The organism is Streptomyces sp. NPDC007856 (genome assembly GCF_042868225.1).
Classification (GTDB): domain Bacteria; phylum Actinomycetota; class Actinomycetes; order Streptomycetales; family Streptomycetaceae; genus Streptomyces.
Genome location: NZ_JBIAEC010000004.1, coordinates 198452 through 210915 on the forward strand (window position 1 = coordinate 198452; position 12464 = coordinate 210915).

The 12464-nt window shown below is 72.5% G+C and carries 13 protein-coding genes; 6 read left to right on the forward strand and 7 right to left on the reverse strand.

The features are described from left to right. The 7 genes from ACFYOH_RS12240 to ACFYOH_RS12270 all read right to left on the reverse strand — a co-directional run bounded on the left by ACFYOH_RS12240 (position 1) and on the right by ACFYOH_RS12270 (position 7072). Positions 1-423: an FMN-binding protein gene (locus tag ACFYOH_RS12240; protein ID WP_388624312.1), complete on the reverse strand. Its 423-nt coding sequence runs from the start codon at positions 421-423 to the stop codon at positions 1-3. Positions 424-438: 15 nt separating this feature from the next. After that, entirely contained in the window at positions 439-1776 is a 1338-nt protein-coding gene (locus ACFYOH_RS12245; RefSeq protein ID WP_388624315.1) for a ferric reductase-like transmembrane domain-containing protein, read from the reverse strand. A gap of 286 nt (positions 1777-2062) precedes the next feature. Further along, positions 2063-3421, reverse strand: coding sequence for a PP2C family protein-serine/threonine phosphatase (locus tag ACFYOH_RS12250; RefSeq protein ID WP_388624317.1), 1359 nt, complete (start codon positions 3419-3421; stop codon positions 2063-2065). 191 nt (positions 3422-3612) lie between these two features. Continuing rightward, positions 3613-4020, reverse strand: a complete 408-nt coding sequence (gene msrB / locus ACFYOH_RS12255; RefSeq protein ID WP_388624320.1) for a peptide-methionine (R)-S-oxide reductase MsrB — start codon at positions 4018-4020, stop codon at positions 3613-3615. A 14-nt stretch (positions 4021-4034) separates the two neighbouring features. After that, complete coding sequence (gene murC, locus ACFYOH_RS12260; protein ID WP_388624323.1) at positions 4035-5423, reverse strand: UDP-N-acetylmuramate--L-alanine ligase; 1389 nt, start codon at positions 5421-5423, stop codon at positions 4035-4037. 148 nt (positions 5424-5571) lie between these two features. Continuing rightward, positions 5572-6045: an indole-3-glycerol phosphate synthase gene (locus ACFYOH_RS12265; RefSeq protein WP_388624326.1), complete on the reverse strand. Its 474-nt coding sequence runs from the start codon at positions 6043-6045 to the stop codon at positions 5572-5574. Positions 6046-6175: 130 nt separating this feature from the next. Beyond that, positions 6176-7072, reverse strand: coding sequence for a pyrimidine reductase family protein (locus ACFYOH_RS12270; protein ID WP_388624328.1), 897 nt, complete (start codon positions 7070-7072; stop codon positions 6176-6178). A gap of 37 nt (positions 7073-7109) precedes the next feature. Between ACFYOH_RS12270 and zapE the strand changes: the two genes are divergently transcribed. The 6 genes from zapE (at position 7110) to ACFYOH_RS12300 (ending at position 12418) form a co-directional block, all read left to right on the forward strand. Continuing rightward, a complete protein-coding gene (zapE, locus tag ACFYOH_RS12275) occupies positions 7110-8213 on the forward strand; it encodes a cell division protein ZapE (RefSeq protein WP_388624331.1) in 1104 nt (367 codons plus the stop codon). A 166-nt stretch (positions 8214-8379) separates the two neighbouring features. Continuing rightward, on the forward strand, positions 8380-8718 hold the full coding sequence (locus ACFYOH_RS12280; RefSeq protein WP_388624333.1) for a hypothetical protein: 339 nt from the start codon (positions 8380-8382) through the stop codon (positions 8716-8718). Positions 8719-8795: 77 nt separating this feature from the next. Further along, positions 8796-9374 (forward strand): carbonic anhydrase, encoded by a 579-nt coding sequence (locus ACFYOH_RS12285; RefSeq protein WP_388624335.1) that lies wholly within the window; start codon positions 8796-8798, stop codon positions 9372-9374. A gap of 8 nt (positions 9375-9382) precedes the next feature. Continuing rightward, entirely contained in the window at positions 9383-10861 is a 1479-nt protein-coding gene (locus ACFYOH_RS12290; RefSeq protein WP_388624338.1) for a SulP family inorganic anion transporter, read from the forward strand. A gap of 137 nt (positions 10862-10998) precedes the next feature. Further along, positions 10999-11850, forward strand: a complete 852-nt coding sequence (locus ACFYOH_RS12295; protein ID WP_388624341.1) for a slipin family protein — start codon at positions 10999-11001, stop codon at positions 11848-11850. Between the two features lie 10 nt (positions 11851-11860). Continuing rightward, a complete protein-coding gene (locus tag ACFYOH_RS12300) occupies positions 11861-12418 on the forward strand; it encodes a YbhB/YbcL family Raf kinase inhibitor-like protein (RefSeq protein ID WP_388624344.1) in 558 nt (185 codons plus the stop codon). Positions 12419-12464 lie beyond the last annotated feature (46 nt).

The following is a 12464-nucleotide window of genomic DNA, read 5'->3' on the forward strand; positions in this document are numbered from 1 at the left end:
TCAGGAGCCCTTGGCGTCGAGCGCGGCCTGCAGGGACGCCCGGTATCCCTGGCTCGTGATCGTGGCCCCGGACACCGTGTCGATGTGCGCGCTCTGCGCCTTGAGCGTCTCCGCGATCAGCTCCGGTACGGCCCACCGGGTCTGCGGATGGTGGGGCGCCTGGAGCATCCGCACGGAGGCGATCCGGTCGCCCCGGAAGGTCACCTCCACCTGGAACACGCCCTTCGTGGTGCTCACCGCGGTGCCCGGGACGACCTTCGAGGCCGACGGCGCGGAGGGCGCGGCGGACGAGGCGGTGGAGGGCGCGGTACTCGGCGTCGCCGCGGGCCGTGCGGTCTCGACGGCCCCGGTCGACGGGTGGTAACGCCACACCGGTACCAGGCCGGCGACGGTCAGGACGAAGACGGGAATGGCTCGCTTCACGGTCGACGCCCTCTCTCAGCCCGCGAGGCTGAAGCGCTCGAAGTGGATCTGCCGCTTGGGCACGCCCAGCTCGGCCAGGCTGCGCAGCACGGCGGACATCATGCCGGGCGGCCCGCACAGGAAGACGTCCCGTTGCCCGATGTCGGGTACGAGCCGCTCCAGTTCGGGCGGGGCGAGCCGGTCCGGGAGGACCGGTCCGGTCACCAGGTGCAGCTCGGCGCCCTTGGTGAGGGCGAGGTCGCTCAGCTCGTCGTAGAGGACGGCGTCGCGGTCGGTGGTCACCCGGTAGATGACCACGGCGTGCCCGTCCAGGTCCTCCAGCAGTGCCCGGATGGGCGTGACGCCGACGCCGCCGGCGATCAGCACGGACTCCGGGCGGGTGCGGTGCATCGTGGTGAAGGCGCCGTAGGGGCCCTCGGCGAAGACGCGGGTGCCGGGCTTGAGGTGCCGCAGTGCGGCGCTGCCGTCGCCGGACGCCTTGGCGGTGAGCCGCAGGGTACGGCCGTCGGGGGCGGCGGACAGGGAGAACGGGTTGGCCTGCCACCAGCGGTCCCGGGTGAGGAACCGCCAGAGGAAGAACTGGCCGGCCCGGGCGGGCAGCCGGTCCAGGTCGCGGCCGGTGATGTAGACGGAGACGACGTCGTCGGACTCCGGGACGACCGCCGAGACCCGCAACCGGTGCCGCAGGTTCCGCCACAGCGGCAGCATCAGCCGGCCCACGAGCAGCGAGCCGAGGGCGCAGCCCCACAGGGTGTACCAGTACGTCCGCGCGAGGGGCGAGGAGGTGAAGGTCGTACCGGCCGCGACCTGGTGGGTGAAGGCGAGGACCACCGCGGCGTAGGTGTACAGGTGGATGAAGTGCCAGGTCTCGTAGGCGAGTCGGCGGCGCGCCCAGCGGCCGGAGACGGCGCCGACCACGACGATCAGCGCGAGCGCGACGATCGCGCGCAGCACGCCCTCGACGGTCTCGGCGAGGTTCACGATCTGGCTCACCGGGTCCATGGCGGACGCCTGGGCGTAGCCGAAGGTGATGAACACGGCATGCGTGAGCAGGGTCCACAGGATGCCGAAGCCGGTGCGGCGGTGCCAGGAGGTCAGCCGGTCCATGCCGATCCGGCGGTCCAGCCAGGGCAGCCGGGCCACCAGCAGCAGCTGGAAGGCCATGAGAAGGGCGCCGTACAGACCGCAGAGGCGGCCGAGCACGATCAGGGGGTTGGAGGCGAATCCGGCCTGGACGAAGAACCAGGCCACGACGGCCGCGTTGGCGGCGAGCAGGGTGTACAGGCCGGTGCGGGCCACGGCCTTGGGGCGGATCGTCGCGGGGGATGCGGGACGGGTCTGGAGGGTCGTCACGGACGTGGCTCCTTGATCGGCTCCTGGGTGACGAGCTTCGCCCGCGGACGCTGTCGACTTCCTGCCGGACGACTTTCACTCGAGTATTGATGCGGCCGGTGGGCGCCGGCAGCTCGGACGGGGCCGGACGGGTGGCGCCGGCCCGGTGGCCACGGTCGCCCGCTACGAGGGCTGGGAGGCGGTCACCGCTTACCGCGGGGAGGAGGCGCCGGTCGGGTGGCTCCGCGGCGCCGCGCCGGCATCGGCCCGACCGAGCCGGTGCGCGAGGCCGCGGACGCCCGTACCGCTACCGCGCGACACCCGTACTGCCGGCCGCGACCCACTGCCGGCTGTGCGGCCGTGCGGCCATGGCCGCGACGTCGTCCTCCGCATGCCGCGCGTCCAGCCGGCCGAGGATGGTGTCCAGGACGTCGTCCAGCCCGTCCCCACCGGGGAAGCGCAGGGCGGACAGCCGGGCCATGGACCGGTCGATGTCCTCACCGCGGCGCTCCACCAGGCCGTCGGTGAACAGCACCAGGGTCTGCCCCTCGGCCAGCGGATGCGTGGCCGACTCGTAACCGCCGAACCCGGTGCCCAGCGGCGGTCCGACGGGGACCGGCACGATGGAGGTCTCGCCGTCCGTCGTGATGCGCACGGGCGGCAGATGCCCGGCGCTGGCCAGCGTGACCTGGTGGCGCCCGGGGTCGACGCGGGCGAGCAGGCAGGTGGCGGGCCTGAGGTCCGCCTCCCGGGAGGCGATGTCGTCCATCTGCCGCAGCACCCGGTGCGGGGGGAGGTCGGCGGAGGCGATGTAGCGCAGGGAGGAGCGGTAGGCGTTCATGTCGACGGCGGCCTCCAGGCCGTGGCCCATCACATCGCCGACGACCAGCAGGGTCCGCCCGAAGTGCAGCCGTACGGTCTCGCACCAGTCGCCGCCGACCAGCACGCCGCCACCGGCCGGCAGGTAGCGGACGGCGATGTCGAGGTTGGGGTGCGGGCGGCCCGGCTCGGCGAGCAGGGCGCGCTGCAGGTCGCCGGCGGTGCGGTTGATGCTCTCGTAGGCGCGTGCGTGCCGGATGTGGGAGGCGGCGCGCTCGGCGAGCAGGCTGAGCAGCTCGGCCTCGGCGCGGCGCAGCGGCTCCCCGGTGCGGGCCCACACCAGGATGCCGTACCGGTCCGAGCCGCTGATCAGCGGCGCGCACAGCGCGATCCGGGTGGCGCCCACGTACTCCAGCCAGGGCTCCGGCTGTGCGCCGAGCGCCGGTGTCCCCGCCTCGCGGGCCGCCGCGGTGGCCCACCGGGCGTCGGGCAGCGCGTCGGCGTCCCCGGTGATCGCCTCGTATGCGGATATGGTCTCGCCACTGCGGCGCATCACGGCGGCCGTGCCACCGGCCAGCCGTACGGCGAGCCGGGTCAGCTCGGCGCAGGTCGTGCCCTCGTCGAGGGTCGTGCCGATTCCGGCCAGCGCCTCCCGCAGCACGCTCAGTCCCGCGCCGGCCACCGTGGCATCGGCGGCCGGCCTGCCCTCCGCCGCCTGTGCGGAACCGGCGCCAGCCGCGGAATCCTGGGCCCGCGCGGACTTCGCCGTCGCCCCGCCTTCGTCCTCGCGGTGGCGGCCGCTGTCGGCGGGCACAGGCCTGCGACGGGACTGGATCCAGCGCGCCACACCCAACACCCTCACAGAATCTCAAACCGGAGCAAGTGGGGCACCAGCCTCAGCCATCCCAGCGCCCTCGGCAGACCCAGGACGAACCTTGAGTCACGCTCCGGTGTCCGATGACGTTCATCCTCGACCGGATGATGCCCGGTCGCGGATGCCTTTTGCCAGATTCGGAGTGTCGATCGATCGAGCGGGGGTCAGTCCTCGGCGGGCGTCAGCCGCAGGGAGATGGAGTTGATGCAGTACCGCTGGTCGGTCGGGGTCGGATACCCCTCCCCCTCGAAGACGTGCCCGAGGTGGGAGCCGCAGCGGGCACAGCGCACCTCGGTGCGGACCATGCCGTGGGAGCGGTCCTCGACCAGTTCCACCGCGTCGGTGTCCTTCGGATCGTAGAAGGACGGCCAGCCGCAGTGCGACGCGAACTTCGTGTCGGAGGTGAACAGTTCGGCGCCGCAGGCCCGGCAGGAGTAGACGCCCTGGGTCTTGGTGTCGGTGTACTCACCGGTGAAGGCCGGCTCGGTGGCGGCCTGGCGCAGCACGGCGTACTCGGCCGGATTCAGCTCCGCCCGCCACTGCTCGTCCGGCTTCTCGACGTCGTACGACATGTGCCTCAGCCCCTCTACTGCGACAGGCGGTCCAGGATCAGCGGGCCCAGGTCGGTCACGTCGCCCGCGCCCATGGTGAGAACGAGATCGCCGGGCTTCGCCATTCCCGCGATCACCGACGGGATCTCGCCCTTGTCGCGGACGGCGGTGACGTCGGCGCCCGCGGCGCGCGCGGCCTCGATGATCAGCTCGCTGGTCACGCCCGGGATCGGGTCCTCGCGGGCCGGATAGATGTCCAGCACCACGGAGGCGTCGGCGAGGGCGAGGGCCTGGCCCATCTCCTTGCCCAGCTCCTGGGTGCGGGAGAAGAGGTGCGGCTGGAAGACGACGAGGATGCGGGAGTCGCCGGCGGCGGCGCGCATGGCCTCCAGGTCGGCGGTCATCTCGGTGGGGTGGTGGGCGTAGGAGTCGATGACCTGCACCCCGGCGGCCTCGCCCTTGAGCTGCAGGCGCCGCTTGACGCCGGTGTAGGCGGCGAGCGCGGGCGCGAGCCCGTCGGCCGGGATGCCGAGGGCGGCACCGGCGGTGAGCGCGGCGACCGCGTTGAGGGCGTAGTGGCGGCCGGGCACGGAGACCGCGAAGGTCAGCTCCTGCCCGTCCAGGACCACGGTGACCTGGCTCTTCAGCCCCTGCGGGACGATCGACAGGACCCGTACGTCGGCGTCCTCGGCCTCGCCGTACGTCACCGTCTTCACCGAACCCGCGAGCCGCCGGGTCAGCTCCCGTGCGCCCTCGTGGTCGGCGGAGATCACCAGCGTGCCGCCCGGGACGATCTTCCCGGCGAAGGTCTCGAAGGAGTCGTAGATCTCGTCCATCGACGCGTAGTTGGCGTGGTGGTCCAGCTCGACGTTGAGGACGATGGCGACCTCGGGCGCGTACTTGTGGAAGCTGCGGTCGCTTTCGTCCGCCTCGGCGACGAAGATGCCGCCCGCGCCGTGCAGCGCGTTGGAGCCGGGCGCGTCCAGGTCGCCGCCGATGGCGTACGACGGCTTCAGGCCCAGCTCGGTGAGGCAGACGGCCAGCATCGAGGTGGTCGTCGTCTTGCCGTGGGTGCCGGCCACGGCGATCGGGCGCAGCCCCTCCATCAGCGCGGCGAGCGCGTCGGAGCGGTGCACCACCGGGACGCCCAGCTCGGCCGCGCGGGCCAGCTCGGGGTTGTCCTCGCGGATCGCCGAGGACACCACGACACAGCTCGCATCGTCGGCGAGGTGCTCGGCCGCGTGCCCGATGTGCACGGTGACCCCGAGCGCCCGCAGCGCCTCGGCCGTCGCCGACTCCTTGGCGTCACTGCCCACGACCTCGGCCCCGCGCTGCGCGAGGATCTTGGCGATCCCCGACATCCCGGCGCCGCCGATGCCGATGAAGTGCGGTCGGTCCATGGCGGTAGGAAGGCCGGGTGCCATGTGGTTCTCCCCAGAGACGGTACGTACGAGAGCGGGCCTAGCCTATGCGCTGAAGCACCGGGCTCCTTGCAGCGAGGGGCAGGGCCGCCGGCCTGAGGGGCGCGGGGCCGTGTCCCGACGGCGCTCATCGGCCGAACCCGCGGAGCGGCTACGCCTTGCTGTGCGAGAAGAGCTTCAACACCGGCACCCCCACCTTGTGCCGCGCCCGGGAGGCCCAGTCCCGGTGGAAGAACTCCTCCACGTAGTGGGGGTCGGTGAGCACGATCACCTCGTCCGCGCCCACCTCGGCGACGAGGGACTTCAGCGCGTCCAGCGGATGGTCCTCCACCATCTGCCCCTCCGCCCGGCTCCCCGCGGCCCGCAGCGCCTGCACCGACACGTCCAGGGCCTGCTGCCCGACGCTTCGGGCGTCCTCCCCCTCGGGCGTCTCGTGTTCGCGGACCGCCTCGTCGAGTTCGCCGAGCGCGATGTCGTCGATGGCCCGCAGCAGGCGGTCCGCCTGGTCGCCGCGCGGCTGGAGGAGCACGTGGAAAGCGACCGGCTCGTCTCCGTGCAACGTCGTGACGAACTCCACGTCGGCGGACGTCAAAGCCTTCTCGATCATCAGAACGCTGGTGAACACCAACCGCCTCTTCTCCTTCGTGGGCCCTGGCAGGGCCCCTGCGGAAACCATCCTGCCCCGGGATCGCACGGGTTGTGCCGGACTAAGTCTGCCCTCCGGAAGCTAAACGGAACGGCACATTCCGCTCATTTCAGGACCATCGGTACCGACCGAACAGAAATCCGGCGTCCTCGAGGAGGGACACGAGCTCGAACCGGTGCGGCACGGCGACCGACGGCCCCCCGGCGATGCGCTGTGCGTCGCCCGCCGTGAGCATGGGCGACAGGGTCAGGCACAGCTCGTCCAGCACTTCGGCGGCCACCAGCTGGCCGAGCAGCCGGGGACCGCCCTCGGTGAGCAGCCGGGTGTGGCCGAGGCCGGCCAGGGCCCGCACCGCCCGCGCGGGGTCGATGCCGCTGCCCTCGCCCGCGGTCACCACCGTGGCGCCGGCCTTCCGGGCGGCGGCGACACGGTCGGGGGCGGCCGCGGATCCGGTCAGGACCAGCGTCGGCACCAGGGGCGAGGTGAACAGCGGGAGCGAGAAGTCCAGGTCCAGGCTCGCGGTGACGACCGCGATCGCCGGCGCCGGGCCCTGTCCGGCGGCTTCCCGGGCCTCGGCGAACTCGGCACGCGCGCGTGCGGGGCGGTACCCCTCCTGGCGCACCGTTTCCGCGCCCACCACGACCACGTCCGCGAGCGCCCGCAGCGTGCCGAAGATCCGCATGTCGGCGGCGCTGGAGATGGGCTGGGAGCGCCCCTCGTGCTGAGCGGCGCCGTCGAGCGTGGAGACCATGTTGGCCCGCAGCCAGGGCCGCGGGGGGCCCGGCGGCTCCGGGTAGGCGTAGGCGGCGGCCAGCTCGGCGAGACTCCACTCGCGGTCGACGTGGGCGTCATGCTCGACGTGGGCGCCGTGGTCGACGCGACCGCCGACACCACTGGGCGCATGGGCCACCAGAGTCCCGGCACCCCCCCTCGCCCCCTCCCTCTCGGCCGTCCCGCCGGAGGCCCGGGCTGCTGTTTCGTCGGTCACAGGGAACAGGCGTCGCATGTCGTGCAGTGTGACACGGCGCTTAGCATGGACAACCGTGTCGTCCTCCACCACCGCCCCCGGATCCAGCCCTCTGACCGACGCGGGCCCCCTCTCCCTGTGCGCCCGCGAGCCGCATGTGCCCGCGGACCGGCTGGTCGCCGAGATGGTCCCGCCTCCGCGCTTCGACTCGGTCCGCTTCGCGACGTACATACCGGACCCGAACCAGCCCAGCCAGAGCGAGGCCGTGACGGTGCTCGAAGGCTTCGCGGGCGGGCTCGGCGGGGCGCACGCCTCCGGCGCCGGCCGGCGCGGCTTCCTCGGCTTCGGCAGGGCCAGGGCGCCCAAGGCCCCGGCCGGCCCGCGCGGGGTCTATCTGGACGGCGGCTACGGCGTCGGCAAGACCCATCTGCTCGCCTCCCTGTGGCACGCCACCCCGGCCGAGCCCGCACTCAAGGCCTTCGGCACCTTCGTGGAGCTGACGAACCTGGTCGGCGCGCTCGGCTTCCAGAAGACCGTGCAGACCCTCTCCGGCCACCGCCTGCTGTGCATCGACGAGTTCGAGCTGGACGATCCGGGCGACACGGTCCTGGTGTCGACCCTGCTCGGCAAGCTGGTCGAGGCGGGCGTGGCGCTCGCCGCCACCTCCAACACGCTGCCGGGCAAGCTGGGCGAGGGCCGGTTCGCCGCCGCCGACTTCCTGCGCGAGATCCAGGGCCTGTCGGCCCACTTCCGCACCCTGCGCATCGACGGCGAGGACTACCGCCACCGCGGCCTGCCCGAGGCACCGCGGCCCTTCACCGACGAAGAGGTGACCAAGGCGGCCTACGCCACCCCGGGCGCCTCGCTCGACGACTTCCCGCATCTGCTGGACCACCTGGCCAGGGTCCACCCGAGCCGGTACGGCGCGCTGACCGACGAGGTGAGGGCGGTGTGCCTCACCGATGTGCGGCCGGTGCCGGACCAGTCGACGGCGCTGCGGCTCGTGGTGCTGGCGGACCGGCTCTACGACCGTGAGGTCCCGGTGCTGGCCTCGGGGCTGCCGTTCGACAAGCTGTTCAGCGAGGAGATGCTGAACGGCGGCTACCGCAAGAAGTACTTCCGCGCGATATCCCGGCTCACCGCGCTGGCCCGCGACGCGAAGGGGCTCGTCGGCTCCTAGTCAAGAGCGAGATCGCGCCACGCGACCGGCACTTTTCACGCTCTCTTGCGCTCGTAACGCGTAGTTAACCCTGCAAAGGACTTTGCAGGGTTAACGTGCTTCTTGACCAAGCATTGACCAATGCTTGGTGCCCGCGAGAGCTGTGAGACGTCCGGGAGGAGGGCGCATGTTGCGAGGTACGACGGCCCGGACCGTGCTCGTCGCCGCGACCGTCGCCCTGCTCGCCCTGCTGTTCCCGGCATCCGCGGAAACCTTCACACCTGCGCACACTCTCAGTGAAGCAACGGCCAAGGCCGAGGCCGGAACCACATCGCCCGAACAGCCGGAGGGCGACGAGCCGGACGTGTTCCGCGGCTCCGCCTCCCGCTGCGCGCGGCAACACCCGCCGATAGCCGGCCGGGCAGCCGGTACCGGCCCCGCACACACACCCGGCACCGCGCACGGCCCGGCCCCCAGAGCCTCCAGAGCCCACGCCCCGGCAGCACTTCAGGTCTTCCGCTGCTGACAGGCGCTCACCTTTCCCCCCACAACCGCCGTTCAGGTCCGACGCGCCGCTCCGACGCGCCAGGAGGAACCACATACATGCAGCCCCTCATCGACAACGCCCGTACCTTCGGACAGCGCCCTGAGGAGTTCGCCAAGCTCGCCGAAGGCCAGTCCCCGCAGGTGCTGTTCATCACCTGCTCCGACTCCCGGGTCGTCCCAGCTCTGATCACGGGCGCCCGCCCCGGCCAGCTCTTCGAGCTGCGCACCGCGGGCAACATCGTCCCGCCCCACACCTCGCAGCACCCCACCAGCGAGGCAGCCACCATCGAGTACGCCGTGGAGGTGCTCGGCGTCCGGGACATCGTCGTCTGCGGTCACTCGCACTGCGGTGCCGTCGGCGCGCTCGTGCGCGGCGACGACCTGACCGCCGTACCCGCCGTGCGCGACTGGCTCGCGCACGCCACCCCGCGCCCGGCCGGCCAGGCCGAGGACCCGGAGGTCGCCATGGGCGTACAGGCCCACGTCCTGACCCAGCTGCTGCGGCTGCGCTCGTACCCGTGCGTCGAGCGGCAGCTGGCGGAGGGCCAACTCGGCCTGCACGCCTGGTACTACGAGGTGCACACCGGCGCCGTACGGGCGCACCGCCCGCAGACCGACACCTTCGAGTCCCTGTGAGCGCGCCGATGACCAGCAAGAACCTCATATCCCGGTTTCCTTGTGCGCGGCAGGACTTCGCCGCCTCCCTCGTGGTCTTCCTGGTCGCGCTGCCGCTGTGCGTGGGCGTGGCCGTCGCCTCCGGTGTCCCGGCCGAACTCGGCCTGGTCACCGGGATCGTGGGCGGCCTCGTCACCGGGCTGATGCGGGGCAGCAGCCTGCAGGTGTCGGGGCCGGCGGCCGGCCTGACCGTGCTCGTCCTCGAGGCGGTCAAGGAGTTCGGGCTGCCGGCCCTCGGCGTGATCGTCCTCGTCTCCGGACTCCTCCAGGTGGCGATGGGCCTGCTGAAGCTGGGCCGCTGGTTCCGGGCCATCTCGGTCTCCGTCGTGGAGGGCATGCTGGCCGGAATCGGACTGGTGCTCATCGCCGGGCAGTTGTACCCGGCATTGGCGGCCAAGGCCCCCGACTCCGGCCTGGGCAAGATCGCCGGGTTGCCCGGGGCGTTCCTGGACGCCCTCGGCGACGGCAGGGCGGTGGCCTCGCTCGCGGTGTGCGCGGGCACGATCGCGGTGCTGCTGCTGTGGCAGCACCTCCCGGCGAAGGCGCGGACGCTGCCCGGCCCGCTGGCCGCGGTCGGCCTCGCCACGGTGGCCGCGTTCGCGCTGGACCTGCCGGTGGCCACGGTCGAGGTGCAGGGCCTGCTGGGCTCGGTCCAGCCGCCGCCGCTGAGCGCGTTCGGCGAGCTGGCGAGTGCCGGCATGCTCGGCACGGTCGTCGCCTTCACCCTGATCGCCTCCGCCGAGTCGCTGTTCAGCGCGGCGGCCGTGGACCGGCTGCACTCCGGGCCGCGCACCGAGTACGACAAGGAGCTGCTCGCGCAGGGCGCCGGCAACGCGGTGTGCGGCCTGCTGGGCGCACTGCCGATGACCGCGGTGATCGTGCGCAGCGCGGCCAACGTCCAGGCGGGCGCCCGTACCAAGGCCTCCCGCGTCCTGCACGGCGTGTGGCTGCTGCTGTTCGCCGCGCTGCTGCCCGACGTGCTCGCCTACATCCCGATCCCGGCGCTCGCGGGCATTCTGATCCACTCGGGCGCCAAGCTGGTCCCGGTCCGGGCGCTGGCCGAGCTGTGGCGCGAGCACCGGGGCGAGGCGCTGATCCTGGCGGTGACGGCGGTCTCGATCGTCGCGGTCAGCATGTTCGAGGGCGTGCTGATCGGCCTCGCGATGGCGGTGGTCAAGACCGCCTGGCAGGCCTCGCACATCAGGCTGGAGGTCGTCGACAAGGGCGCGGGCCCGGTCGACGCCTGCCTCTCGGGCAACGCGACCTTCCTGCGGCTGCCGAAGATCCTGGACAGCCTGGAATCGCTGCCCCAGGACCGCCCGGTCCGCCTGGACCTGTCCGGCCTGCACCATCTGGACCACGCCTGCCGTACGGCCCTGGAGAACTGGGCCGCGCGGCACAGCGCCGCGGGCACGGAACCGGTGCGGGTCACGACGCCGGCCCGCTGACGTCCCCTGTCTCCGGGCCGGGGTGCCGACGCCCCTCGGCACCCCGGCCCGGTCCCCGGGCTTGTGGCTTCCGCCCCACCCCGGGGCATATGGTTACAGCAGCGGACGAAATCGGACCTCTCCGTGAGGAGGTCACCATGCTCCAGGAGCTGCTGGGCGCCGTGGCGGCGGCGGGTTCGGCCGCCGTGGTCTACCTGGCGATGGCGGCGCGGGTCGTCAAGCAGTACGAGCGAGGCGTGCTCTTCCGCCTCGGCCGGGTGGTGGGAGGCGAACGCCAGCCCGGTCTGACCCTGGTGATCCCGTTCGTGGACCGGCTGCACAAGGTCAACATGCAGATCGTCACCATGCCGATCCCGGCCCAGGAGGGAATCACCCGCGACAACGTCACCGTCCGGGTGGACGCCGTCGTCTACTTCCGCGTGGTCGACGCGGCGAGCGCCCTGGTGAAGGTCGAGGACTACAAGTTCGCGGTGTCGCAGATGGCCCAGACGTCCCTGCGGTCGATCATCGGCAAGAGCGACCTGGACGATCTGCTCTCCAACCGCGAGAAGCTCAACGAAGGCCTGGAGCTGATGATCGACAGCCCGGCCGTCGGCTGGGGCATCCAGGTCGACCGGGTCGAGATCAAGGACGTCTCGCTGCCGGACACGATGAAGCGGTCCATGGCCCGCCAGGCCGAGGCCGACCGGGAACGCCGGGCCCGGATCATCAACGCCGACGCCGAGTACCAGGCCTCCAAGAAGCTGGCCGAGGCGGCCCAGCAGATGGCCGACACCCCGGCCGCCCTCCAGCTGCGGCTGCTCCAGACGGTGATGGCGGTGTCCGCCGAGAAGAACTCCACGCTGGTCCTGCCCATCCCGGTGGAGCTGCTGCACTTCCTGGAACGGGGCAACCAGCCGGCCGCGCCGAACGGCGACGGCACACCCCGCCTGGAGAAAGGCGAACAGCAGGCCGTGCCGAACGAGGGCGGAGAGCCCCACTCCGGATAACGTGCCGGGCATGCGCAGAAGCTGGGTGATCGCCGTGGCCGCGATGGCCTTCGCCGCGGGCTGCGGGGACGGTGTCGAAACGGCCGCCGCGCCCTCCCCCTCCCCCGCCGCCGCCCGCCGGATGACCGTCACCAGTACGGCATACGCCGATCGCGGCACCATCCCGCGCCGGTACACCTGCGACGGCGCCGACGTCTCGCCTCCGCTGTCCCTCGCCGGCGTACCCGCGGGCACGGCCTCGCTGGCCCTGCTCCTGCGGGACGCCGACGCCGCGCACGGCAGGTTCACGCACTGGCTGGTGTGGGACATCGACCCGCACACCCGGCGGCTGTCCGCCGGGGAGCATCCGCGGGGGGCGGCCGAGGGCCGCAACGACTTCGGGAGGACCGGGTACGGCGGTCCGTGCCCGCCGCGCGGTGACCGGGCGCACCACTATGTCCTCACGGTCTACGCCGCGGACCGCCGTGTGTCGCCGGGCGCGGGAGCCACGTCTGCGGATCTGCTGCGGGCGCTGTCCGGGCACACGCTCGCCGTGGGCGTGTTGATGGGCCGGTACGGGCGGGGGTAGTCACCGGCGCCGCGCAGACGCACGACCAGGGATGCGGAGGGAAGGT

Excerpts from the sequence above, each read along its gene's own strand:
- msrB (WP_388624320.1), bottom strand. The coding sequence starts at position 4,020 with ATGTCGTACGACGTCGAGAAGCCGGACGAGCAGTGGCGGGCGGAGCTG.
- murC (WP_388624323.1), bottom strand. The coding sequence starts at position 5,423 with ATGGCACCCGGCCTTCCTACCGCCATGGACCGACCGCACTTCATCGGC.
- ACFYOH_RS12270 (WP_388624328.1), bottom strand. The coding sequence starts at position 7,072 with ATGCGACGCCTGTTCCCTGTGACCGACGAAACAGCAGCCCGGGCCTCC.
- ACFYOH_RS12280 (WP_388624333.1), top strand. The coding sequence starts at position 8,380 with ATGTTGCGAGGTACGACGGCCCGGACCGTGCTCGTCGCCGCGACCGTC.
- ACFYOH_RS12285 (WP_388624335.1), top strand. The coding sequence starts at position 8,796 with ATGCAGCCCCTCATCGACAACGCCCGTACCTTCGGACAGCGCCCTGAG.
- ACFYOH_RS12290 (WP_388624338.1), top strand. The coding sequence starts at position 9,383 with ATGACCAGCAAGAACCTCATATCCCGGTTTCCTTGTGCGCGGCAGGAC.
- ACFYOH_RS12295 (WP_388624341.1), top strand. The coding sequence starts at position 10,999 with ATGCTCCAGGAGCTGCTGGGCGCCGTGGCGGCGGCGGGTTCGGCCGCC.
- ACFYOH_RS12300 (WP_388624344.1), top strand. The coding sequence starts at position 11,861 with ATGCGCAGAAGCTGGGTGATCGCCGTGGCCGCGATGGCCTTCGCCGCG.